This is a genomic window from Romboutsia lituseburensis DSM 797 (genome assembly GCF_900103615.1).
GTDB lineage: Bacteria > Bacillota > Clostridia > Peptostreptococcales > Peptostreptococcaceae > Romboutsia_F > Romboutsia_F lituseburensis.
The window spans coordinates 41943-67193 of sequence record NZ_FNGW01000010.1 but is presented as its reverse complement, the minus strand read 5'-3'; the positions used below and the strand labels follow the sequence as shown (position 1 = coordinate 67193).

The window sequence follows — 25251 nt, the reverse complement described above, 5'->3', positions numbered from 1 at the left end:
AGTATATATGCATAAATTAAGCGCTGGCTTATTATTTACCAACGCATAATTTACAATATCAATAACATCTTGTATTTAGTACATATTTATATAATATTTTTAATATTTAATACTTTTTTAAATAGTTTATTTTTATTTGATTTTATCAAAAATATAGCGCAAATATAAATTTGCGCTATATTCATATATTCTTAAATAAATTATGCTTCTTGTAAAACAGCTTCATTTACGAATATAGTATTACCTTCTTTTATAGTTTCTAAGACTTTTATAGTTTCTATTTCATTACTTGCTATCTCAAGTGGGTTTTTGTCTAATATAACTAAATCTGCATATTTTCCAACTTCTATACTTCCTTTTATATCTTCTTCAAAATATTGATAAGCTCCATTTATAGTTACAGCTCTTAGTGCATCCATAACTGATATTCTTTGATGCTCACCTAATACCCTACCTGATTCTGTAGTTCTATTAACCGCTGTATGCATAGCTATTATTTGATTTGGCATTTTTACAGGCGGGTCTTGATGTAGGGTAAACTTTATACCTTTTTCTAACGCCCATCCTATTGGAGATATATTTTGAGCTCTTTCTGGTCCAAATACTTGATCATGGTGTAAATCACCCCAAAATCTTACGTGATCATTAAAGAATGTAGGTATTGCTCCAACTGCTATAACATCATCTAATTGATCTTGTCTTAACGCTTGGCAATGAACCATAACAGGTCTTAGATCTTCTTTGCTTCCTGTTATTTCTAAGGCTTTTTTGTAGCATCTTAAGAATTGAGCGCAAGCTTCATCTCCATTTACATGTGTATGAACTTGTAAATTTGAATTTATGCAATCAACATAGTATTGAGTTACAACTTCATCAGTTTGTGTTCCATATCCACAGTAGTCTTCTGGTTGCCCCTGTGGCACAACATGATATGGCTTACTTAACCAAGCTGTAAATCCTTGTGGAGAACCATCTAACCAAGTTTTAGCTCCTGCTAATTTATAATGATTATTGTATTCTCTCTTTGGAGTTTCTTCATTTTTCATCAATTTCATCGTTGATGGTTGAGTTGCTAATCCTACTATGTCTATTATTAGTCTACCTGTTTTTGCACAAGTATCTAATATATAGTTATATCCATTAGCCTCTTCAACTGATGCATCTTGAGTTGTAGTAACACCTAATGAAGCATATATTTTTTGAACTCTTTCTACAGCTCTTAATACATCTTCAAATCCAGGAGATATAACAATCTTTTTCTTTTCACTATCTAATATAGCATTTTCTTCTAATACTCCATTTGGCTCTTTCGAGTCAGGAGATACAGTTCTAACAACTCCACCTTCTGGAACTACATAATCATCACCATGATATCCATATAGCTCTAAAGCTTTTGAATTAACACATGCTAAATGACCTGATGCATGTGATACAGTTATTGCAATATCTGTACTAACAGAATCTAAATCAAATTTTGTAGGATGTTGACCATCTTCAAACTTAGTATTATCATATCCAAATCCTATTAACCACTTATCTCCTTGTGGTGGATTTTCTTCTAGCTCTTTTTTTAATCTAGCAACAAGTTCTTCTCTTGATGTTACATCACCTAATGTTACTATCATTAGAGTCTGTGCTGTAGCAACTACATGACCATGTGGATCTATAAATCCAGGTATCATAGTCTTACCCTCAAGGTCTATTCTTTCAGTGTCATTTGCTAATGCAAGTATTTCTTCATTAGTTCCTACAGCTTTTATTAACCCTTCTTCTATTAATACAGCTTGAGCAACTGTATTATTATCATCTACTGTTATTATGTTTCCATTAAAATAAATTGTTTTACTCATTTTGTCTTTCTCCCCTCTTCAGGCAAGTTTTTTATGATTTATATTAAAGCTGCTTAATTAATTAAGCAGCTTTTCATCTAATTTATATTTCTTATAATTAAGCAGCTTTCTTTTCTGAAGCGTTTTTACCTAACTTGTAAGCTTCCCAATGCTTGAATGTAAATACAGCTAATGCAGTTACGTTTACTCCACAAAGAACAAATAATAATAAGTCAACAGCTTCGAATACAACATTAGCTCCAAATACTGCTAAAGTACCAGCAGCTACTATTAATCCTAAGTATATTGCTATATTCTTATTTACTGCATTTTTCTTAAATAACTTTGTCATATAATAATATGATCCAAGTATTGTAGTTAATGCTGATAATACTGTGAATGCTGATAATACTACTAATCCAAACATTCCTGTTACACTTTCAGCAGTTGCAATATACCCACCTAATCTTTGTACTGTTCCTACTGAAGCTCCATTAGCATCTACTAAAGCTAAAGTTCCATGCTGAACACCCCAAGAAGCTATATAAGAAGTAACAACTATAGAAACGAATACTGTAACAGCTGTTGGTAATAAAGATATCATAGCAGCTTCTCTTGGCTGAGTATCTGCTTCTTGAGCAGCCATAGCTAACGCTCCAAGACCTGTTTCTGCAGTTTGTAATACTTTTTGCATACCTAATATTAATCCTAATGGTAATCCTAGCATAGCACTTACTGGGTTAGCCATACCTTCCATCATACTTGAGAAGAATGTTGGAACATAATCAGCAGTTTTCATTACGAACATTCCGAAGAATGCAAAATATCCTATAACTGCTGAACCTATCATGTAAGTCATAGCTCCCATAAATAATTCATGCTTCTTAGATAATACTAATGCAGCAACTACTGCTATTACTGGTACTACTATAAATAAATATCTTTGAACTAATGATAATTCCATATTGAATTTATCCATCGCTATAGATGCAACTACTGAATCTATACCACTGAATTGGAATCCACCAAAACCAAATACAGCTAGTGCAACGAATGCTATTGCATATAACTTTCCTAAACTAGGATGTAATAATGATGATATATACTCTTTCGGAGTTTTATTCATTATTTTAGAATTTAATGTTTCAGCATAAGATACTGGTAACATTATTAAAGAACCTATTAAAGCCCATATAGCCATTGCTTCTATATTAGCTTGTCCTGAAGCCGATAATTTTGATAAAGCACCTAACACCCCTATTATAGCTCCAGTACCTATCATTGCTCCTAACGATATAGATGCCGGTCCTATAACATTTTTAATTTGTAGCTTAGCAGACGATGTAGTTTGCTTTTGTATCATAAATATTGTTCTTACTGCCATTGTTGCACCAACCACGAACATGAATGGTAAGAATATTGGCCATATTGCTTCAGATACTTTTGTTATTATTACTTCTAATTGATGTAGCATCTTTTAATTCTCCTTTTTAATATTTAGATTTTTACACATTTATTTTCTGTATAACGTCTTATAAAATTGATTATTTCTAATTAACTCTATTTTTTTTATTTTTTGCAATAAAAAAAATAGGTTCTCCCTAAAATTCAAACATTAAATTTAATCAATAATAACCTTAGATACGTTTTCTTTTATCATAAATATATATCGTTAAAATAGCCATTTTATTTTAAGAGCTATTTTGTTTTAAATATATAACTTGAATAAATACTAACGTATCTAAAAAGCATTACTGAATCTAATGTTATTTTTAAGCGCCTATTTACAATTACAGATTAGCAATTTTTTATACTTTTAGTCAATGTATAATTTTTAATATATTTTACTTATTTCAATAAATTCAATTTTTTATGAATAATTCAACTTAAATCTTATAGCTTTCATTTGGGTTAAATGTTCCATTTATAATTCTTGCATAAGCTAAAGTTTTAGATATTCTTTCTACTATTTCTTCCTTATCACTAATAACTACATCTTCTCTATCATTCCATAGTACTTTAAATAACTCATCACATAAATTTTTAAATTCATTATCTTTAATAATTATATAATCATTTATATTATTTAAAGGATGTGTTTTAGCTAATTTAATATTTTTAGATAGATATAATGATGGATCTGCAGTATTTTTAAAGTCTTCTACAAAACTACCATCTACTAATTTAATTTCTACATTCTCTGATTTTTCTACTATATCTTGTATATATTTTATATGTCTTTCTCTTTGTTCTAATGTTAATTTTATAGGTATATTAAAGAACTTAAGCTCGCCTGTTGATATATATCTTTTTAATTCTGATTCATACATTAAAACCTTAATTTTAGATATATACGTTACATTTTGTAAAAATATATTTATTTGATTTAACTCATTTAAAATTTTTGGATCATCCCCAAATATACTAGCTCCAACTTCCATAAATAAATCATAAGGCATAAAAAATTCATTCATAGAACCTATTAACCATCTTAAATCTTGCCCCATTATATACTGAATATATATTTTATCTTTGATTAAATCAATTGGAGATTTTCTCTCTGCAATAAGCTTTCCTTGATTTTTTAATATATCTTCTAAGCTATAATACATTTCATCTATTATATGTTTTTCTTTAGACATACTAGTGAATAGACATCTTCTATCTTTTGCAAATATAGCACTATGAAAAATTCTATCTTTGATTACAGCTAATATTGCATTTGAATCTACATCACAATTATATATTTCAAACTTCATATTAGGATAAACTGTCATCATATTTATTATTAATATAGTATTAAACACTATATCTTCATGACTTCCTTCAAACCCCATTAGAAACCTAACTCTTATATCACTATCTTTTGATAGTTTATTTAGGCCTTCCTTCATATCAGCTATAGCCATCTTTTCATCATTATTTAACTTATACAAGTTTGCTGAAATTATTAAATCAAACTTATTAGATTTAGTTGCAAATATCCCAAAATCTTTATTTAAATATTGCTTTCTAAGCCTTGGATTTATGTGCATTATACTATTATATGAATCTTCAGATCTTGTACTTTTATAAACATTTAAAGAACCTTTTCCCGCAGTTGTTAAATATGATTCTCTTAAACTTCGCTCTATATACTGAGTTAATACATCCTTGTCACTTACATCTATATCAATTTCAAAATAGTCTATAAGCTCTTGCTTTGATGTAGGTGTAAGAGATTTAACTATAAATTCAGCTGTTGTCTTACATATTATTGATATATTCTTTTGTGTCGGTAAATTTTTAGCATTAATCCATTTACTTATATATGATACATCGTAGCCTAACTCTCTAGCTAACGTACTCTTTTTTTGATTTGATAAATATAATAATTTCTCTAATAACTGCCCAAAAACTATACTTTTCATGTTGCCATTATCCTCCCTGACTTTTATCATTTTGCCTTAAAAATAGTCAATTATTATTTACTATTTACATATAATTCCTATTGTATTCTTTAATTGCTTTTTATTTTAAAGATATCCTAATCTAAGTATAAACTAAATCCGTTTTGAAATTTTATTGAATTCATTGAATTATATTGATTCCATATTTCAATACAATTCAGCATGATTCATTGTGAATCGCTTAGATTTCATACCATTCTATGATATCATAAAATCACACAACGTATTCCTTTAATTTGTACAAAGCCTATTTACAAAAAAAATAAAGGAGAAATCATAAAAATTATGAGTACTTTAAATGAAAACAAGAAAAAATTTGCCACTGGTTGGTTAATAGTTGTTGCATGTATGCTTATACAAGCTATACCATTTGGTGTTGCAGCAAACATTCAACCTCAATTTGTAAGTTATGTTGTTGAGGAAAAGGGATTCACTTTAGCAGGATTCTCATTAATATTTACATTAGGTACAGTAGTATCTGCCATAGCTTCACCATTTATAGGTATGATGTTCAATAAAATAAACGTTAAAATGATGTATTTATTAGGATGTATACTTTCTGGTGGAGGATTCTTAGCATTCTCTATGTGTCAAGAATTATGGCAATTTTACCTTGTTGCAGGTGTAGTTCAAGTTGGTACAGCAGCTATATCTTCAATAGGGGTTCCACTTTTAATAAATGGGTGGTTTGATGAATTATCTAAAGGTAAAGCAATGGGATTAGCTTTTGCAGGGGGATCTATAGGTAATATATTCTTGCAACAAATGACTGCATTTTCACTAGCTACTAATGGAGCTTCTAAATCTTACTTAATGTTTGGAGTTTTATCATTAGTAATAGGTATACCAGTTACATTATTCTTCTTAAGAATGCCTAAAAATGAAAATGAAATAGTTAAAGGTAAGAAAAAAGAAAGCGGAAAAGAAAACACTGAAAAATCAGTTTCAGTTGACTGGGGATATACTTTTAAAGAAGCTAAAAATCTTAAATTCTTCTGGTTATTTGGATTTGGTTTATTCTTCCTAGGTATGTACGTATCTGCTCTAGCAGTACAATATCCAGCATACTTAAAGTTACATTTAAAAATAGATCCTATGATAGTTGGTATGGTTGGTTCTATATTTGCATTATGTTCACTTGGAGGAAACTTATTCGGAGGTATAATATTCGATAAGTTAGGTATAACTAAAGGTTTATTTGTTGCATTTGTATTAGCTGGGTCTTCATGCTTAGCATTAATGTTTGCAGGTCAAATGCCTATGTTAGCTCAAGTATTTGCGGCTTTAAAAGGTTTATCAGTATTTGCTTATATGATGGGACCTTCTCTACTTGCAGGTTCGTTCTTTGGTAAAAAAGAATTCGGTGCTATTCTTGGAGTAGTTCAAATATTTTTTGCTGTAGGATTCGCTGCTGGTTCATCTGTGTTCGGATTATTAGTTGATAAAATGGGATACGGTGTTGCTTGGACTGCTATATTAGTGTTTATATTTATATGTTATGGATCATTAATATTAGCTTCTATAGGTATGTCTAAGTTAAATAAAGAAAGAATAGATAAATTACAAAAAGAAGCTTTAAAAGAAGCTGCTTAAAATGTATTAATTTAAATAATTGTTATGTTAAGTTTAGTTAAAGTCAATGTGTAATATCCTTAAAAATATAATATCTAAGTCTAAAAAAGCTACTGTAATTATAAAATTACAGTAGCTTTTAATGTTCAATTATTTTTAATTTAAATTCTATTTAGTATTATCTTTTTTATTTAATACTTCAAATAACCATATTCCCGTTGATTCACAGATGTAACCTAAAATTCCACCTAAAATCAAAGCTAAAGCTACTGCTTTCCAATTACCACTAGCTGCAAATGTTGACACTGATCCTATGAAAGTTCCAGGAATAAAATCTAAAAATTTAATTTTAGCTTGTATACACATTATAAATGTTATTACTGCAGTTGTAATAGCTCCTATATGCTCAATTTCAATATACTGACATATTTTTATACTTATCATAGCCCAAAAAACACCACTTAAATTTGTTAAGATAGCCTTTTTAAAACCTTTTGATTTTCCTCCTGCTGCGAAAAATGACGTGCAACCTGCAAATCCAGCCCATGCAATTAAGCCTAAGCTAGAGCTTAAAGCACTCCATATTCCACAAAAAATAGCAGTTGTTAAAGAAAGTGCAAATAAACTGTCCATATTGCCCCCTAAGAATTTATATTTTTATGCTATAACAATATAAAACGTTATCATAGTTTTGTCAAGATTTATAATACATATTAAAATATATAAATTTTAGGTATTAACATTTATAATTCTATATACTCAGGTATTTCTTCATTATCTAAAAACCATTCATCTTCATCCAAATTTTCATTAGTTATTTTATCTACCGGCATCTTCATATATTTCCCTGTAGCTGTTACTGCAACCTCTCCATTAGGTAAGATTATTTCTCCGCTACCTTCAAATAGTTTTCTATTTTCTTTAGTTATACGACCTACTATCTTTATAGTTGTATCAGTTGGTACAGGTTTTTTGTATTTTAAATCTAAACTTACTGTAACTCCCCATATAGTTTCATCATTTATACTAATTGCTCTTCCTATTGTTTCATCTAACAAAGCTGCAGACATTCCTCCATGAACTCTACCAGGATAGCTTTGATGCCAATCTTTTGTATCACAAACTGCTACTAACTCATTGTTTTCTAACTCATAAAATGATGCTTTCATGCCTAATTCATTATTTACTCCACAGACTATACATCTACTACTGCTTTTTTGTTTTTTTATAACTTTATGTTTCATTTTACACCATCCTAATAATATATCTATATTTATTAATTTCATATCAAGATCTACTTACTAACTAAAAAATAAAAGCATAGATTTTCTCTACGCTTTCAAGAGAGCTTTTAAAGCTCTCTTTTTATAAATCAAATAACTTTATTATCTCTTCATCATTATAGTTTATAACTAATTCATTAGGGAAGTTATTTTCTTCTATCGCTTTTTTAGAATACGTAAAATCACCTATATCATAAGATATATGAGAATCTGTTCCCATTATTACTTTTACTTCTTGTTTCTTACATTCATCTAATAGCTTAGCTACATTTTCCCATGCTCCTTGTCTAAATGTAGTTGGTTTTAGAGATGAATTATTTATCTCCATTAAAATATTATTTTGTTTAGCTTTTTCAACTACACGTTTGTAATCTACTACGTATCTACTATCATCTAAATGTCCTATTATTTTAACTTTTGGATGATCCATTACCTTAAGAATTGCATTTGTATTTTCCTCTTTAGTTCCAAACTGTATGCATGGTGGATGTAAACTTGCTATCATGTAATCGATATGAGTAAGCATATCATCAGGAACATCTGTATTTCCTTCAAAATCAACGATATTTGCTTCAATTCCTCTAAGTATTTTTAAACCATCGACTTCTTTAGGTATGCAATAAAGGCTATGGAAATAAAATGGATGTGGTCCACCTGGCATTTGAGGTGCATGGTCAGATAGCCCTAAGTATTTTAATCCAGACTTTATAGCTGCTTGAATGTTTTCTTGAACTGTACTATACGCATGTCCACTTACAATGGTATGAGTATGTAAATCTATTAATGCTTTCATTTATTGTCCTCCTAAAATTTCAAACTCAATTAAGCCATACTGATAAATCAATATGGCTTATTTTTTATTACTTTTCTAATCCTTTAAATTTTTCTTTAAATAATTCACCAAGAGTTCCTAATGAATCTTCAGTTTCTAAAAATTCGCTTATATCTTCTTCTGGCTCTCTTGTAGCTTCTTTTATAGATACAACCATTCTTCTATTTCTTGGTTTAAATTCTATTACCATAACATTAACTTCATCACCAACATTTACAACATTAGTAACTCTTGTTACTCTCTCTTCACTTAATTCTGATATAGGTAAGAATGCTTCAACACCTTCTCTTACCTTAACAAAAGCACCTTTTTCTATAGTTCTAACTATAGTTCCAGTTATTATGTCGTCTAACTCGACATCTTGTTTTACTAATTCCCAAGGGTCATTGTTTATATCCTTTAGTGCTAAAGCAAATTTCTTATGTTCAGCATCTATATCAAGTACATAAACTTGAACTTCTTGTCCTTCTTGTAACATATCCTCTACAGATTCAACTCTTTCCCAAGATAGGTTATTTATATGAAGTAATCCTTCTATTCCTCCGATATCAACAAATGCTCCGTAAGACATTAACTTAGTAACCTTACCATCTCTTCTTTGTCCAACTTCTAAAGAATTAAATAATTCTTCCTTTTCTGCTTTAACTTTAGCTATACGAGCTTCCTTCTCTGCTTTTGCCTTTATTCTTGCAGCTTCTTTTTCTTCTTGTATACGAACTCTTCTTTCTTCTCTTTCTTTATCTAAACGTTCTTGTAATACATCTCTATGAGTAGCTACTAATCTATTTTTCTTAGGATCCATTTCTTTTATGTATACTTCTAAGTTATGTCCTACATAAGCTTTTGTATCTGTAACAAACTTAGTATCTAATTGTGATATTGGTATAAATAGAGTTTGTGTTTTATATGTAGCAAACACTCCTCTTTCTATATTTTTTTCTACGTTAACAGTTATTATTCTATGTTCTTGGTAAGCCTTTTCTAAGTCAGCAAAGTCAGATTTTTCGTCTAACTTAAGCTTAGATAAATGTATTACTCCATCCTTATGGTAAACTTTAGTTATAACTGCCGTTATTTCATCTCCTACATTATATACTTCATTAGCGTATTTGCCTTTTGGAAGGTTTAGTTCTTTTATAGATATAACTCCGTCAAATCCATAATTTAACTCTAAAGTTATATCATCATGAGCTATTTTAGTTATTTTTCCTGTTATAGTTTGTCCAACTTTAACACTGTTAAACTCTTGTTCTTGTTGCTCTAATAATTCTTTCATCGATAGATTCTCTGTCATAGTTATCAATCCTTTCATTATATAAATATCATATATAAGTATTATACCATTAATATTTTAAATACTTACATTTTTCTTACAATACAAAAACACTTATTTTAGTAAAGTTTCCACTTATTTTATTATACTAAATTACTAGGAAAAGTTATCATATTTTTTAAATTTATTTTACTTTATAATAATTTTTTATAAAATAACTTTAACTTTATCTTTTAATTTTATGCTATCTGGCTTTATATGACAGTCATATGCTAATACATTTACATCTTTATTTCTAGCGTTTATAAGAGCGTCTCCTAACTCTTTATGCATTTTTTTATTTGGCATAAAATAAGTTACATCACTCATTTGAACTACAAATATTATATAACATAGATATCCTTCACTTCGAGCTTCAATTAATTCATTTATATGTTTAACTCCTCTTTCTGTTTTTGCATCCGGAAACATTACTATATTATCTTCTTCTAATGTCACTCCTTTTATCTCTATAAAAACTTTTTTATTTTCAGTTTCAACATATATATCAAACCTTGAATTACCATAAGTTTTTTCTGGCTTAATAAATGTTATTTCTTCATCTAAACCTGGTAATATTAATTTTTTACTCATCAAAGCTTCATATACAACTTTATTCGGTATCTGTGAGTCCATATTTATTAACCTTTGTCCTTTTTCTACTGCAATTAATGAGTACTTAGTTTTTCTATTTGGATTATCACTTTCTTCTAAATAAACTGTACAATTTGGAGTTAATAGTTCTTTACATCTACCAGTATTTTTAACATGAACTTTTTCAATACATCCATCTATATAACAATAAGCTATAAACCTATTTGGTCTTTCTATAAATTTAGATTTAATTACTTTTTTATAATCCATTAATTTGTTCTCTCCTTTAGTATTTTAATTTTTTATATGTAAAAAACCCTTATGAATATTATTTATATCCATAAGGGCAACTATCTAACTATATTAATGCGTATTTATTATATCTTCTTTCAGAATTTTATCATCAGAATTTTCAATAACAGATAATGTCTTTTTATAAAATACCATAAAGCATACTATTGTTGTAAGTGCAGCTAATATATCTGCTACTGGTTCTGCTAAGAATACTCCCAATAATTGATTTTCTATAAACATTGGTAGTATAAATATTAATGGCACTAGTAATATTATCTTTCTTAATAATGCTAGAACTAAAGATATTTTTGCTTGACCTAGTGCTAGGAATGTTTGTTGGCAGGCAACTTGAATTCCAAATATAAATATTCCAGCAAAATATATTTTTATACTCCATGTAGTTATTTCCATTAAAGCAGGATCATTGTTAAATATACTTACAAATACTTGCGGAGCTAACATAAGAGCTGCCCACATTGCTATTGTATATAATGAACATAGTCCTAAACATAACTTGAATGTTTGTTTTACTCTATCTATTTGCTTAGCTCCATAGTTATAGCTAATTATAGGTTGAGCACCTTGTGTTAATCCCATATTTGGAAGTAATATAATTTGCATTATACTACTCATTATAGTCATTGCACCTACTGCTAAATCTCCACCATACTTTTGTAATTGGCTATTTAGAGATACTAAAACTAAACTCTCCGTTGCTTGCATTATAAATGGTGCTATCCCTAGAGCTAAAATTGGTAATACTATTTTAGATTCTAATTTCAAATATTTTTTTCTTATTTTTAATACACTTTTCTTTCCAAATAAAAATCGTAATACCCATATAGCTGAAACAGCCTGAGCTGTTATTGTTGCAAGAGCTGCTCCTTTAACACCCATATCTAATCCAAATATAAGTATAGGATCTAGTACGATATTTATTATAGCTCCTATACTTACAGTCATCATTCCTACTTTTGCAAATCCTTGTGTATTTATATAAGGATTCATACCTAAAGCAATTTGAACAAATATAGTACCTATAAGATATACACCTAAATAATCTAATGCATAACCTATAGTTGCATCACTTGCTCCAAATGCCCATAATATAGGTTCTTTAAATACTAAAAATCCTACAGTTAATAATACTGCTAATATTATTAAAACAGAAAAGCTATTACTCATTATTTGTTCTGCACCATCGTTGTCCTGTTCACCCATTTTTATAGCAGCTAACGGAGCTCCCCCCATACCTACTAATGCACTAAATGCAGATATAATTAAAATTATAGGAAAAGCTACACCAACACCTGCCATAGCCATGTCTCCACCCTGCATTCGCCCTATAAATATTCTATCAACTATGTTGTATAAGACATTTACCAGCTGTGCAATTATAGCAGGAGCAGCTAATTTAAAAAGAAGTTTTCCTACACTTTCTTTACCTAAATCAGTACTTGAATTGCTCATTTTATTTCCTCCAATAAATTTTTATTTTAAATTTTATATTTACATGCAGCTAATCATATTTAAATATTTTTCACTATTATACTATATACCCAGATTTATTTTCAAGTTAATTCATTTTAATTTAAAATATTTTTTTAAAATTAATATATTCATAATTAGTATAATGATAGCTATTATAGCAAATAAAAAAGTCGCTTCGCTCCTGTTGCTAACGACTTCGTCAGTTGCTCAAAATATTTTTTATGCTCAAAACTAATTTATTAATATAACTTACTTTCATGGGTTATCCACAGAAAATGAAGTATCACAATATCCTTAAGCATAAAAAATAACTTTAATCAATATTGATTAAAGTTATTTTAATTGGAGCTGGTGATAGGAATCGAACCTACAACCTGCTGATTACAAGTCAGCTGCTCTACCGTTGAGCCACACCAGCATATATATTTGGAGGCGACACCCAGATTCGAACTGGGGATCAAGGAGTTGCAGTCCACTGCCTTACCACTTGGCTATGTCGCCTTATTGATTACACTAATAATTATATTAATTTTTGTTAAAATTTTCAACTCTTTTTATTCGTCATATTTTGACTTTTTATGTTATAAGAAACTGCGCTTAAAACGCAGTTTCTTATTTTATTTTATCCTAAAAACATTTTCAAATCATCTTCAACGTTAGTTATTCCACCTATACCAAAGTTTTCAACTAATACTTTTGCTACATTTGGTGATAAAAATGCTGGTAAAGTAGGCCCTAAATGTATATTCTTAACGCCTAAATATAGTAATGATAATAACACTATTACAGCTTTTTGTTCATACCAAGCTATATTGAATGCTATTGGTAATTCATTTATATCTTGTAATTCAAATACTTCTTTTAATTTAAGTGCAATTAGAGCTAGTGAATATGAATCATTACATTGACCTGCATCTAGTACTCTTGGTATACCATTTATATCGCCTAAGTTTAATTTATTATATTTATATTTTGCACATCCTGCTGTAAGTATTACTGTATCATTTGGTAGTGCCTTTGCAAAGTCAGTATAATAATTTCTTGATTTAGCTCTTCCGTCACATCCTGCCATTACAAAGAATTTTTTTATTGCTCCTGTTTTTACTGCTTCTACAACTTGATCTGCAAGTGCAAATACTTGGTTATGTGCAAATCCTCCTATTATTTCTCCTGTTTCTATCTCTATAGGAGGTTGGCATTTTTTAGCTTGTTCTATTATAGCTGAGAAATCTTTATTGTCTTCTGATTCTCCTTTTATATGAGTACAACCAACAAATCCAGTTGCACCAGTAGTATACAATCTATCTTTATAGCTATCTTTTGGTGGTACTATACAGTTTGTAGTCATTAATATTGGTCCATTAAAACTTTCAAATTCTTCTTTTTGCTTCCACCAAGCATTCCCATAATTTCCTGCAAAATGAGAATACTTTTTAAATGCTGGATAGTAATGTGCTGGTAACATTTCTGAATGTGTATAAACATCTATACCTGTACCCTCTGTTTGTTTTAATAATAATTCTAAATCTTTTAAATCATGTCCTGATACTAATATCCCTGGATTATTTCTAACACCTATATTAACTTTTGTTATTTCTGGATTTCCATAAGTACTTGTGTTAGCAGAATCTAATAAAGCCATTCCATCTACTCCAACTTTTCCAGTTTCTAAAGTTAAGGCTATTAATTCATCTACAGTCAAACTATCATTTAGCATTTTTGATAATGTACTTTGCATAAATATATTTATTGATTCATCATCATAACCTAGTGCATTAGCATGTTTCATATACGCAGATAGCCCTTTTATACCATATATTATAAGCTCTCTTAAACTTCTTATATCTTCATCTTTAGTAGCTAATACGCCTACTTTTGTTGATTTTTCATCCATATCTTCATTTGAATTAGCATTATATAATGCAGCTTCAGATAAATTAGATTTATTATCTAATAATGATAATAATTGTTCCTTGATATTTAAGGTTTCTTTTACTCTTTCATAGAATATCGCATCATCAAAATTAGCATTTGTTATTGTAGTAAATAAATTTATTGTTACTATATGATTAACCTCTGAAGATACTTGTTTCCCCTCTTCTCTTAATCTCGTAGTTACTTCTGATAATCCTTTAGTTGTATATATTAATAAATCTTGCATTCTAGCTAAATCTGGTGATTTTCCACATACTCCAAATTTTGTACAGCCTGTACACCCTGCTGTTTCTTGACATTGAAAACAAAACATCTTATCTTTCATTTTGATTCCTCCATTTATAATGTGTATTTTATATACTCATTATATGTTATAATTAGTATATACTTCGGTAACATAGGTTACATTATTATATAATAAAGAAAGTTTGGTGAAATTTATGGTTATGAGTAAAGATGATATACTAAGGTTTTTCGAAGAATCTCCATACACTGTTATAAATTACTCTAAAAATGATGTTATAGCACTTGAGGGAACTCCTTGTACTAAAGTTGGGCTAGTTTTAGATGGAGAAGTTGATATTAAGCGTATCTTAAGTAGCAATAATGTTATCCATTTATCTTCTTTTACTAGAGGTGAATTTTTTGGAGAAGTAATAGCATTTTCTGATACAAATAAATATCCAGCTACAGTTTTAGCATCTAAACCAAGTAAAGTTATGTTTATTAGCAAAAATGATTTTATAAGTTTTTGCTCTCATAATCCTGAATTCTTGTCGATGTTTTTAAATGATTTAACTAATAAAATTATTAACTTAAACAATTCTATTACAGGACTTTCATTGACTAGTATACGTCAAAAAATCGCTAATTATTTAGTAGTAGAATCTAAAAATCAAGAAAGTATTTTTATTAAACTTAATATGACAAAACAAAAATTATCTGAGAAGTTAGGTGTACCAAGACCTTCTCTATCTAGGGAATTAATAAAAATGAAAGATGATGGCCTTATTGACTATGCTCAAGATGTAATTAAAATTATTGATATCAATGAATTAAAATCTATTTTAATGCAATAAACATAAATAAAAAAGTTAGATTTAAATAAATCTAACTTTTTTATTTATCAACTATTTATTATAGTTACTAATTCTTTAAGTTTTTTTTCATCTATCTTTTTAAATGAATCTTTATCAATTCTTACAGCTGTACCAAAATGGAAATCACAATAGGATGTATTTTCTTTAACTTTTTCTATATTATCAAAATTTAGTCCTCCACCTAGCAACACTTTTATATCTTTAGATTCATTAATCATTTTATTTATAGTATCTAAATTATTCATGATATTTCCTTTTCCTCCAGATGTAAGAACATTTGTTATTTTACTATAACAGTTTAATATTTTTATACTTTCTACAGGATTAGTTTCATCTATTGCTTTATGAAAAGTTATATCTAATGAGTTATCATTTTCTATTAATCTCTTTAAATTAACTTCATCTATTTTATTTTTATTGTCCAATAACCCTAACACAATACCATTTGCACCTATACTATTAACAATTTCTATATCCTTTAACATTATATTAATATCTTCTTCGCTATACACAAAGCTATTTGCATGATGTCTAATCATAACATTTACAGGTATATTAACACTATTTACTACTTTTTCTATAAGGCCAAAACTAGGAGTAAGACCACCTTCTGTAAGTGCACTTACCAGTTCTATTCTGTCTGCTCCACAACCCTCTATCATTTTAGCATCTTCAACTGTCATTCCTATAATTTCTAGCATATGTCCCCCCTATTATGTTCTTTTGTAATTAATATTATATTAATATATATAATACTATAAATAGGCCTAATTTTATATTCTATTTTACTTACTTCTATTTTCATAAAATGGCTCTAAATGTACAATAACTTGAACATTTTTATTTAAAGTGTTTTTTATTCTATCTTCAATTTCATGTGTTAAATAATGAGAGTGCTCTATACTAATATAAGGATCTATTAATAAGTGCATATCAATGTGTATATCATTTCCACATCCTCTATTTCTAATCTTATGGACGCCTTTTACTTCTTCGAAAGTTTTAACTATATTTTCTATCTCATTTTCATCTATTATAGCCTGATCTACTAATACAGCTGTTGATGACTTAAATATTTCATAAGCTGAATATATTATAAACCCAGAAACTATTAATGATGCTATTGGATCAATAATAGATGGTAATCCTAATTTGACTCCTATTAAAGTACACAATACACCTATAGATACAAATATATCACTTCTTGTATGCATTGAATCTGATATTAGTATATAACTATTTAATTTTTTTCCTATTCTATTTTCATAAGTAGTTACAAATATATTTATACATAATGTTATAATTAGTGCTATTAAACTTTCTGTAGTTATTGTAGGATGAATAGGATTTGAAATTCTTGATATAGATGTTAATATTATTTTCCCAGCTATTATAAGTAGCATGCCCCCAATAAACATACTTGCAATAACCTCATATTTTGTATGCCCGTATGGATGTTCCTTATCTTTCGGTTTCGATGCAATACCAATTCCAACAATACCAACTATGTTTGACGCTCCATCTGATAGAGAGTGAAATCCATCAGCAGTCATACTTGCACTTTTTATTGTAGTACCAACTATAATTTTAAGTATTGCAACAAAAAAATTTGCAAATAGTATTATCCATAATACTTGTTTTATTTTTTTAAAATTATTATTTTGCATATAAATCCCCCTAAATTAGTTATCCAAGTATTGATATATACTTATACTTGAAACTCTTTTAATTTTAATAATGACTTTCATTAATCTTCTAATTAAAAAATCCATGAAATATATTTCATGGATTTTTATGCTATTTATTTTTATATTAAATTCTAATACTTTTAATTGCTTGTTTTATTCTCTATATTCTCTATATATTCAAAAATCGTTATATTTGTGCACACTTCTTTTATATCATTTAAATTTGAAACTGTTACTCCTAATAATCTAATCTGTTTATTATTACTTTTTATATTCTTCAATAAATTATATATATTAGTTCTAATATCTTCATGTAATGATATTTCATGTTCTAGACTTACACTCCTTGTTATCTGGGTGAAATCATCATATTTTATTTTTAATGTTACTGTTTTGCCAGCTTTAGCTGAATGCCTAAGTCTATTAGCTACATCTTGGCATATCTCATCTAGAATATCTACAACTTCTTCATCTTCAATATTTAAATTTATACTTAATGTACTTTCTGATCCTACAGATTTTCTTTCTCTATGAGGTTGTACTGGTCTATAGTCTATTCCCCTTGCAAATTGATAAAATGTATATCCTCTATTTTTAAAAATTTTCTCTAATTGTTGTAATTCTAACATCCTTAAATCATACCCATTATTTATACCTAAGTTTCTTAATTGTCTTTCTGTGACTTTCCCCACTCCAAAAAATTTATTTATTGGCAAGCTATCTAAAAATTGCTGCTTATTTTTTTTGGTTATAACAGTCAACCCACTGGGTTTTTGATAATCTGATGCTAATTTAGCTAAAAATTTATTATATGAAACTCCAGCAGATGCTGTTAATCCAACCTCTTCATATATCTCTTCTTTTATCCTTTTGGCAATATCTGTAGCATATTTAATATTCATCTTGTTAATAGTTACATCTAAATATGCTTCATCCAACGATAAAGGTTCTACTAAATCGGTATATCTATAAAAAACTTCTCTTATCTGATTAGATACTTTATGATATATATCAAATCTGGGTCTTACAAAAATAGCATATGGACACCTTTTATATGCTGTTTTTGATGGCATGGCTGAGTGTATTCCATATTTTCTAGCTTCATACGAGCATGTAGCTACAACTCCTCTACCGTCTGGATTGCCTCCAACTATCACTGGTTTTCCATTTAAACTAGGATTATCTCTTTGTTCTACAGATGCATAAAATGCATCCATATCTATATGTATTATTTTTCTATTATCATCCAATATAATCACCTATAATAACTTAATTTTTAATACTTTTATCTTTAAATTTATAATTATAACTCTATTTCTTATGCATTTGTAAGTTTATTTTATTCTTTTTTAAAAAATAACTTGCAAATTTGTAAAAAAACATTTAAAATAGTTATTCCAAGGAACTAACTTATTTTAGTAACTTGATGACCGTATATTTATATTTATTTTAGATTGTTCAATTTTATATAATAAAGACCATACTACCTAAAGGGTAATATGGTCTTATATTTTCTTTATTATAATTAAATTATTTTTTAGTTTGCATAGTAAAGATTTTGTGATGGATATTCAGGATCACTAGTTACATCTATTCCAAGTTCTCTAAATGTTTGTTCATCATTTTTACTTAATATTGTTGTTGAATGTGCTTGAGCTCCTTTTAATAAAGGTAATTTATCAAGTACAGCTTGTGCAGTTGGATTTGTAACAGCACATATACTTAATGCAGTTAACACTTCTTCACAACTCAATTCAGGACTTCTACTTCCTAATGTTTTAGTTTTTAAATTTACAATTGGTTCTAATATAGATGGAGCTATTAAATGTAATTCATCATCTATTTTAGCTAAATATTTTATAGCGTTTAATGTAGCTGCTGCAGTTGCATTCATTAAATCAGACCCTTTACCTGTAAGTATAGTTCCATCAGTTAATTCTATAGCAACAACTGGACATACATCGTTCTTTTGAGCAGTTTCTTTTAATTTATTGCTGTAATTTCTAGCAGGCATAACCACAGTTCTATCTTCTGGTTTTAAGTTAAGACCTTCCATTATTACTTTTATTCTTTCATAAGCACCTTTGTCTACTTGTCCTTTTTTATATTCACAAGCAGTTTTAAAGTATCTTCTTATTATTTCTTGTCTTGATGCTTCTGCTACAACTTCATCATCTATTATACCGTATCCAACTCTATTAACACCCATATCTGTAGGAGATTGATATATAGATTCTTTTCCTGTTATTTTCTCTATTATCTTTTTAAGAACTGGGAATAACTCTAAATCTCTATTGTAGTTAACTGACATCTCACCGTATTTTTCAAGGTGGAATGAATCTATCATATTTACATCTTTTAAGTCTACTGTCGCAGCTTCATAAGCTATGTTTAAAGGATGTTTTAATGGTACGTTCCATACTGGGAATGTTTCGAATTTTGAGTATCCAACAACATTTCCTCTTTTATTTTCATGGTATAATTGGCTTAAACAAGTTCCTAATTTACCACTGTTTGGTCCTGGTGCTGTTACAACAACTATTGGCTTAGTAGTTTCTATATATGGATTTGCTCCGTATCCTTCATCACTAACGATTGTATCTACATCAGTAGGATATCCCTTTGTTGGTGCGTGCTTGTATACTTTTATACCTCTACGCTCTAATTTATTTATGAATACTGTAGTTGCAGGTTGTCCTTCAAATCTTGTTATAACAACACTGTTTACATCTAATTCGTACTTTCTTAAATCATCGATAAGTCTTAGAACTTCCATATCATAAGTTATACCAAAATCGCCTCTGATTTTATTTCTTTCAATGTCTCCTGCATAAACACATATAACTACTTCAACTTTTTCCTTTATGTTTTGAAGTACTTTTATCTTTGCATTTTCATCAAATCCTGGTAATACTCTTTTTGCATGTAAGTCTCCCATTAACTTACCACCGAATTCTAAATAAAGCTTATCAAAGTTATTAACTCTTTCTAATATATACTTTGATTGCTCTTCTAAATATTTCTTGTGATCGAATCCTATTTTCATATTGCCACCTCACTAATTATTTAATTTTTGATAACCGTATATTTATATTTATTTTATATTTATATAAAGTGATATTGATTAACATTCTATCGATGTTTTTTCATTTTTTCACTTTAAGTTTATATTATACATTCCAAATATAAATATTTCAAGATTATTTTTGAAGGTTTAAGTTATACTTAGTTTGTTCTTTTGTTAAATTTTATATAAGTTAATAACATGTGTTTTTAATATAAAATAAAAAGGAACTATCTTATTAAAGATAGTCCCTTTTATAGTTTTAGATAATTCAGATGTTTTACTAAAGAATTAGCATCCACATCCTCCATCAAATACATCTCCTGCTCCACAAACTATTAATAATAGTATTAAGAAAGGTATCCAAGCACATATATCTATGTCTACCCAGCAATCAGAAAAAGCTAAGAATATAAAGAATAATACTACTATCCAGATTCCTCCGAATCCGCCTTCACCAAATAATCTGTCTAACATTTTATTACCCCCTGTTGATATATAAAATTTGTGGAGTATTCACTCCTAACATATACTATGAGATCTTATTTGTTTTTGACAGTAATTTATTTGGTCATAATTTACTATTAATCTACAGATTTCAACACTTCTACCATTTCTACATTTTTAATTTGTAATACATTGTAAAATTAACTATTAATCCAAGTATTATAGTTAATATAGCTTTTAATATCTATAGCTATATTTTCTTATCATAGCTCACAAATTATATTTTTTAATCATAATATAATTTGTGATAAAGTTAGGCTATTTGTATCTATTATATAGGAGGAGATATACTTGGATTTTATAAATGTAAAAAACTTTTTTTTAAATGATGGTTTAAAGTTTTTCAATTTAGCTACCTCATACTACTATGGAATTAACGTAGAAAAAAATCTGGTAAAAGCTTATGATCTATACTTAAGATCTGCTTCATTAGGTATATGTGAAGCTCAAAATATGGTTGGAATTATGAATTTTAATGGAGAAGGTATACCTCAAAATACAGAAAATAGTATCAAATATTTTGAAAAAGCAGCAAGTCAAGGTAATACTACTTCTATGTTTAATTTATCTATGATATATTTATCAGATGAAGATAAAAGAGATTATGATAAAGCCCAAGAATACCTTATAAAATTAGCTGAATTAGGTTACATTTTAGCTAATGATGTACTTGGTTATATGTATTTTGAAGGTATTGCAGATGAAAAAAGCTATGATAAAGCTTTAAGTTATTGGGATAAATCTATTGAAAATCAAGATATTAATAATACATCTAATGAAACTATTAATAATTTAATTTCTTCTGATTTAAAAAAGGAAGGATTAAGTACAAATAATAATATAAATTCACTAAATAGTTTAGATAACTTAGAATATACTATCGGAACTATCGATAATTTCGAAGAACTACCTATACCTAAAGATAAAAATTATAACGTTGATCAAATTTCTAAACAAGAAACTGGCCCTGACTTTGAAAAAATGAATTTAGCGGATAATTATTTTTATGGAACTAATGTTGATATAGATTATTTAAAAGCATTTGATATTTATAACGAACTAGCTGAGTTAGGTAATATAAATGCTCAAATAAAGGTTGCTAATATGTACAAAGATGGATTAGGTGTTAATCAAGATTATTATAAATCAATTGAATGGTATTCTAGAGCAATAGGTTCTCAAATTTAAAGGTTAAAAACTCATATATAAATTTATATAAATTTATATATGAGTTTTTTTTATACTTCCATTATTATAGGGAATACACTAGGATTCCTTTTTGTTTTGTGATATAAAAAGTGCTCAACTGATTTTCTTACGCTATTTTTTAATACTTGCCATTCTAAAATTTCTTTTTCTAAGCATCTTTCTATTTCTTCTTTAGATATTTCCTTAACTTTATTAATTATATCTTCAGCTTCTCTAGCATATATAAATCCTCTAGTTATTACATCAGGACCTGCCACTATACTATAATTTTCTTTGTTTATAGCAACTACTATAGTTACCATTCCATCCTTTGCTAAGTCCCTTCTATCTCTTAAAACTATATTACCTACATCTCCTACACCAATTCCATCTACAAATAAAACTCCAGTATGAACAGTTTTAGACGTATTTACACCATCTTCAGATATTTCTAATACTTGTCCTGTTTCTAATGTAAATACACTTTCAGGCTTCATACCTAATTTTATAGCTAAATCTCTATGATGCTTTAGGTGTCTATACTCTCCATGTACAGGCATAAAATATTTTGGCTTTACTAAACTATGTATAAGCTTTAGTTCCTCTTGATATGCATGACCTGATACATGAATTTCTTCTAAGTCTTCATAAATAACGTCTACACCTTTTCTAAATAACTGATTTATAACTCTAGATACTAATTTATCATTTCCAGGTATAGGAGATGCTGAAATTATAAATAAGTCTCCTGGTTGTATAGAAATTAAGCGATGTGAACCATATGCAATTCTTGATAACCCTGCCATTGGTTCTCCTTGACTTCCTGTAGTTATTATGGTTACTTCTTCACTAGGATATTTATTTACATCCTTTATATCAATTATATACTCATCGGGTACATGCAAATATCCTAAATTCATAGCAACTTCAGATATATTCTCCATACTCCTACCACTAAAAGCTATTTTTCTATTGTAAGCAATAGATGCATCTGCAATCTGCTGCATTCTATGAATATTAGATGCAAAAGTAGCTACTATAATTCTTCCTTGTGCACCAGAAAAAATTCTTTTAAGTGTTTCTCCTATACTTTTTTCTGATATAGAATGTCCTTGTCTTTCTACATTAGTACTATCAGCCATTAAAAGTAGCACACCTTTTTTACCTAATGCAGCCATTCTATTAAGATTTGTCATTCTTCCATCTATTGGGGTATAGTCTATTTTAAAGTCTCCAGTATGAAGAATTATACCCATAGGTGTGTATATGGCTAATGCACATGAATCTGCAATACTATGAGTAACTCCTATAAACTCTATTTTTAAATTTTCTAATTTAATAGTTTGACCTGTCCTAACAGGCTTTAATTTAGACTCTCTAAGTATATTGTGTTCTTTTAACTTATTCTCTACTAGCCCTAATGTTAGCCTAGTTCCATATACAGGCATGTTAATTTGCTTTAATATATATGGAATAGCTCCTATATGATCCTCATGACCATGAGTTAAAAACATTCCTTTTATTTTATTTTTATTTTCTAATAAATACCTAATATCAGGTATAACTAAATCTACACCATACATATCTTCATCTGGAAATGAAATTCCACCATCTATTACTATTATTTCATCTTTATATTCTATTGCAGTTATATTTTTCCCAATTTCTCCAAGACCACCTAAGGGAATTACTTTTAAACTTTCTTTATCCATTAAATTTACTCCTTTATATTCTTTTCTTTATATAAAATATAATTGTTAACTAATTTAGCTTTTATTTATTATTTTCTCTTTAATTCATATATTAAATTCATATTTGTAAAAAACTTTTATTTATATATTTTTATAAAAAAAGACTGGTTAGATAATTTTTTATCTAACCAGTCTTTTTTTATTTGTATTATTTTACCATTTCTTTGTATTCTTTTTCAGTCTTAGGAGCTTTTAACTCTCCTTTTTCAAATTTCTTAGCTTCTGCATTTACATAATCTAATATTTCTTGAGGAACTAAATTTTTAGTTGTTTCTGGTATTCCTACAGCGCCTTCTTGCAGACCGTATATAACATTTGTTCCTAATTGTAACTTACCATCTACTAATTCTTTAACTATATCAAATACACCAACATCTACTCTTTTTATTGCTGATGTTAAAACATTTTTTGGAGCTAAATCACTTTGATCTCTATCAACACCTATTGCATATTTTCCATTTTCTTTAGCTGCTTCTATTGCACCTGTACCAACATCTCCACCAGCTGTAAATATTACATCGGCTCCTTTTGAGTACATTTGATTAGCTATAGCCTTTCCTTTAGCTTGATCTGTAAATGAGTTTGCATATTGAACTTGTATATCCATCTTAGGGTTTACAGCTTTAGCTCCTGCCATATATCCGTATTGGAATGCTTCTATAACAGGTAACTCCATACCACCTATAAATCCTATATTGTTAGTTTTAGTCATTTTACCAGCTACTAATCCAGTTAAGTATGCTGATTCTTGAGAGTTAAATTGCACTGTTTTAACATTTTCAGGTATTTTATCATATGTTTCATCTATTAAAGCAAATTTTTGTTCTGGATATAAATCTGCTCCTTCTTGTATCGATGGAGCTAATTTCATACCAACTCCTAATATTAAATCTACGCCTTCATCTACTAATGTTTCTATATTAGCTGCATAATCTGAATCTTGCTTTGATTCTAAGTACTTAACTTTTACACCTAATTCTTTTTCAGCTTTTTGAAGCCCTTCCCATGCTGATTGATTGAATGATTGGTCATTAACCCCAGCCACATCTGTTATCATAGCTATTGTCATTGGCTCATCTGTCTTAGCACCTTCTGTTTCTGTTTTTTTGCTTGAACATCCTACTAATAAAGATGCTGATAAAACTGTTGTTGTAGCTAATGCTATTAATTTTTTGAACTTCATTTTAAAACCTCCATGTATTATTACTAAAAATTCTTAAAAAAAATCCTTTTATCAGCATGATAAAAGGATAGTTATTTTTATATTAATTTAACCATAAATATATCTTTTTAGTCTCTCTGGACTAAATTAAAGCCGATTCTGTTTAAATTTATTTAATTTTTATTTATTATTACATTTTT

At 28.3% G+C, this 25251-nt stretch carries 20 protein-coding genes and 2 tRNA genes; 3 read left to right on the top strand and 19 right to left on the bottom strand.

Features of this window, described 5'->3' with window-relative positions; translation table 11 throughout:
• Positions 1 to 200: 200 nt before the first annotated feature.
• The 3 genes from BLP75_RS15170 to BLP75_RS15160 all read right to left on the bottom strand — a co-directional run bounded on the left by BLP75_RS15170 (position 201) and on the right by BLP75_RS15160 (position 5239).
• Entirely contained in the window at positions 201 to 1850 is a 1650-nt protein-coding gene (locus BLP75_RS15170; protein WP_092727382.1) for an amidohydrolase, read from the bottom strand.
• 97 nt (positions 1851 to 1947) lie between these two features.
• A complete protein-coding gene (locus tag BLP75_RS15165) occupies positions 1948 to 3303 on the bottom strand; it encodes an alanine:cation symporter family protein (RefSeq protein WP_092727381.1) in 1356 nt (451 codons plus the stop codon).
• 412 nt (positions 3304 to 3715) lie between these two features.
• Complete coding sequence (locus tag BLP75_RS15160; protein WP_092727380.1) at positions 3716 to 5239, bottom strand: helix-turn-helix domain-containing protein; 1524 nt, start codon at positions 5237 to 5239, stop codon at positions 3716 to 3718.
• A 324-nt stretch (positions 5240 to 5563) separates the two neighbouring features.
• Between BLP75_RS15160 and BLP75_RS15155 the strand changes: the two genes are divergently transcribed.
• Positions 5564 to 6871, top strand: coding sequence for a conjugated bile salt MFS transporter (locus BLP75_RS15155; protein WP_092727379.1), 1308 nt, complete (start codon positions 5564 to 5566; stop codon positions 6869 to 6871).
• 147 nt (positions 6872 to 7018) lie between these two features.
• Here BLP75_RS15155 and BLP75_RS15150 read toward each other — a convergent pair whose 3' ends face one another.
• From BLP75_RS15150 to hcp, 9 genes are all read right to left on the bottom strand, one after another.
• Positions 7019 to 7483, bottom strand: coding sequence for a DUF1097 domain-containing protein (locus tag BLP75_RS15150; RefSeq protein WP_092727378.1), 465 nt, complete (start codon positions 7481 to 7483; stop codon positions 7019 to 7021).
• A 110-nt stretch (positions 7484 to 7593) separates the two neighbouring features.
• Positions 7594 to 8136, bottom strand: coding sequence for a PaaI family thioesterase (locus BLP75_RS15145; RefSeq protein ID WP_330385824.1), 543 nt, complete (start codon positions 8134 to 8136; stop codon positions 7594 to 7596).
• Between the two features lie 79 nt (positions 8137 to 8215).
• The gene (locus BLP75_RS15140; RefSeq protein ID WP_092727377.1) at positions 8216 to 8926 is read right to left on the bottom strand and encodes a phosphatase; all 711 of its coding nucleotides are present in this window, start codon (positions 8924 to 8926) and stop codon (positions 8216 to 8218) included.
• Positions 8927 to 8993: 67 nt separating this feature from the next.
• A complete protein-coding gene (locus BLP75_RS15135; protein ID WP_092727376.1) occupies positions 8994 to 10259 on the bottom strand; it encodes a 30S ribosomal protein S1 in 1266 nt (421 codons plus the stop codon).
• 186 nt (positions 10260 to 10445) lie between these two features.
• On the bottom strand, positions 10446 to 11141 hold the full coding sequence (sfsA, locus tag BLP75_RS15130; protein WP_092727375.1) for a DNA/RNA nuclease SfsA: 696 nt from the start codon (positions 11139 to 11141) through the stop codon (positions 10446 to 10448).
• Positions 11142 to 11234: 93 nt separating this feature from the next.
• Positions 11235 to 12635 (bottom strand): MATE family efflux transporter, encoded by a 1401-nt coding sequence (locus BLP75_RS15125; RefSeq protein WP_092727374.1) that lies wholly within the window; start codon positions 12633 to 12635, stop codon positions 11235 to 11237.
• A gap of 364 nt (positions 12636 to 12999) precedes the next feature.
• Positions 13000 to 13074: transfer RNA gene (locus BLP75_RS15120), tRNA-Thr, on the bottom strand.
• A 9-nt stretch (positions 13075 to 13083) separates the two neighbouring features.
• Positions 13084 to 13157: transfer RNA gene (locus tag BLP75_RS15115), tRNA-Cys, on the bottom strand.
• A 121-nt stretch (positions 13158 to 13278) separates the two neighbouring features.
• Entirely contained in the window at positions 13279 to 14916 is a 1638-nt protein-coding gene (gene hcp, locus BLP75_RS15110; protein WP_092727373.1) for a hydroxylamine reductase, read from the bottom strand.
• Positions 14917 to 15031: 115 nt separating this feature from the next.
• Between hcp and BLP75_RS15105 the strand changes: the two genes are divergently transcribed.
• Positions 15032 to 15670 (top strand): Crp/Fnr family transcriptional regulator, encoded by a 639-nt coding sequence (locus BLP75_RS15105; RefSeq protein WP_092727372.1) that lies wholly within the window; start codon positions 15032 to 15034, stop codon positions 15668 to 15670.
• A 47-nt stretch (positions 15671 to 15717) separates the two neighbouring features.
• Here the strand turns inward: BLP75_RS15105 and BLP75_RS15100 are convergent, their stop codons facing one another.
• The 5 genes from BLP75_RS15100 to BLP75_RS15080 all read right to left on the bottom strand — a co-directional run bounded on the left by BLP75_RS15100 (position 15718) and on the right by BLP75_RS15080 (position 20920).
• Positions 15718 to 16392 (bottom strand): copper homeostasis protein CutC, encoded by a 675-nt coding sequence (locus BLP75_RS15100; protein ID WP_092727371.1) that lies wholly within the window; start codon positions 16390 to 16392, stop codon positions 15718 to 15720.
• A gap of 84 nt (positions 16393 to 16476) precedes the next feature.
• A complete protein-coding gene (locus tag BLP75_RS15095) occupies positions 16477 to 17358 on the bottom strand; it encodes a cation diffusion facilitator family transporter (protein ID WP_092727370.1) in 882 nt (293 codons plus the stop codon).
• A 161-nt stretch (positions 17359 to 17519) separates the two neighbouring features.
• The gene (dinB, locus tag BLP75_RS15090; RefSeq protein WP_092727369.1) at positions 17520 to 18629 is read right to left on the bottom strand and encodes a DNA polymerase IV; all 1110 of its coding nucleotides are present in this window, start codon (positions 18627 to 18629) and stop codon (positions 17520 to 17522) included.
• A 287-nt stretch (positions 18630 to 18916) separates the two neighbouring features.
• Entirely contained in the window at positions 18917 to 20425 is a 1509-nt protein-coding gene (locus tag BLP75_RS15085) for a DUF1846 domain-containing protein (protein WP_092727368.1), read from the bottom strand.
• A 309-nt stretch (positions 20426 to 20734) separates the two neighbouring features.
• On the bottom strand, positions 20735 to 20920 hold the full coding sequence (locus BLP75_RS15080) for a hypothetical protein (RefSeq protein WP_092727367.1): 186 nt from the start codon (positions 20918 to 20920) through the stop codon (positions 20735 to 20737).
• 321 nt (positions 20921 to 21241) lie between these two features.
• Here BLP75_RS15080 and BLP75_RS15075 point away from each other — a divergent pair, with 321 nt between their 5' ends.
• On the top strand, positions 21242 to 22138 hold the full coding sequence (locus tag BLP75_RS15075; protein WP_092727366.1) for an SEL1-like repeat protein: 897 nt from the start codon (positions 21242 to 21244) through the stop codon (positions 22136 to 22138).
• A 50-nt stretch (positions 22139 to 22188) separates the two neighbouring features.
• Here the strand turns inward: BLP75_RS15075 and BLP75_RS15070 are convergent, their stop codons facing one another.
• On the bottom strand, positions 22189 to 23850 hold the full coding sequence (locus tag BLP75_RS15070; RefSeq protein WP_092727365.1) for a ribonuclease J: 1662 nt from the start codon (positions 23848 to 23850) through the stop codon (positions 22189 to 22191).
• 187 nt (positions 23851 to 24037) lie between these two features.
• Positions 24038 to 25072, bottom strand: coding sequence for a BMP family lipoprotein (locus BLP75_RS15065; protein WP_092727364.1), 1035 nt, complete (start codon positions 25070 to 25072; stop codon positions 24038 to 24040).
• Positions 25073 to 25251: the final 179 nt, after the last annotated feature.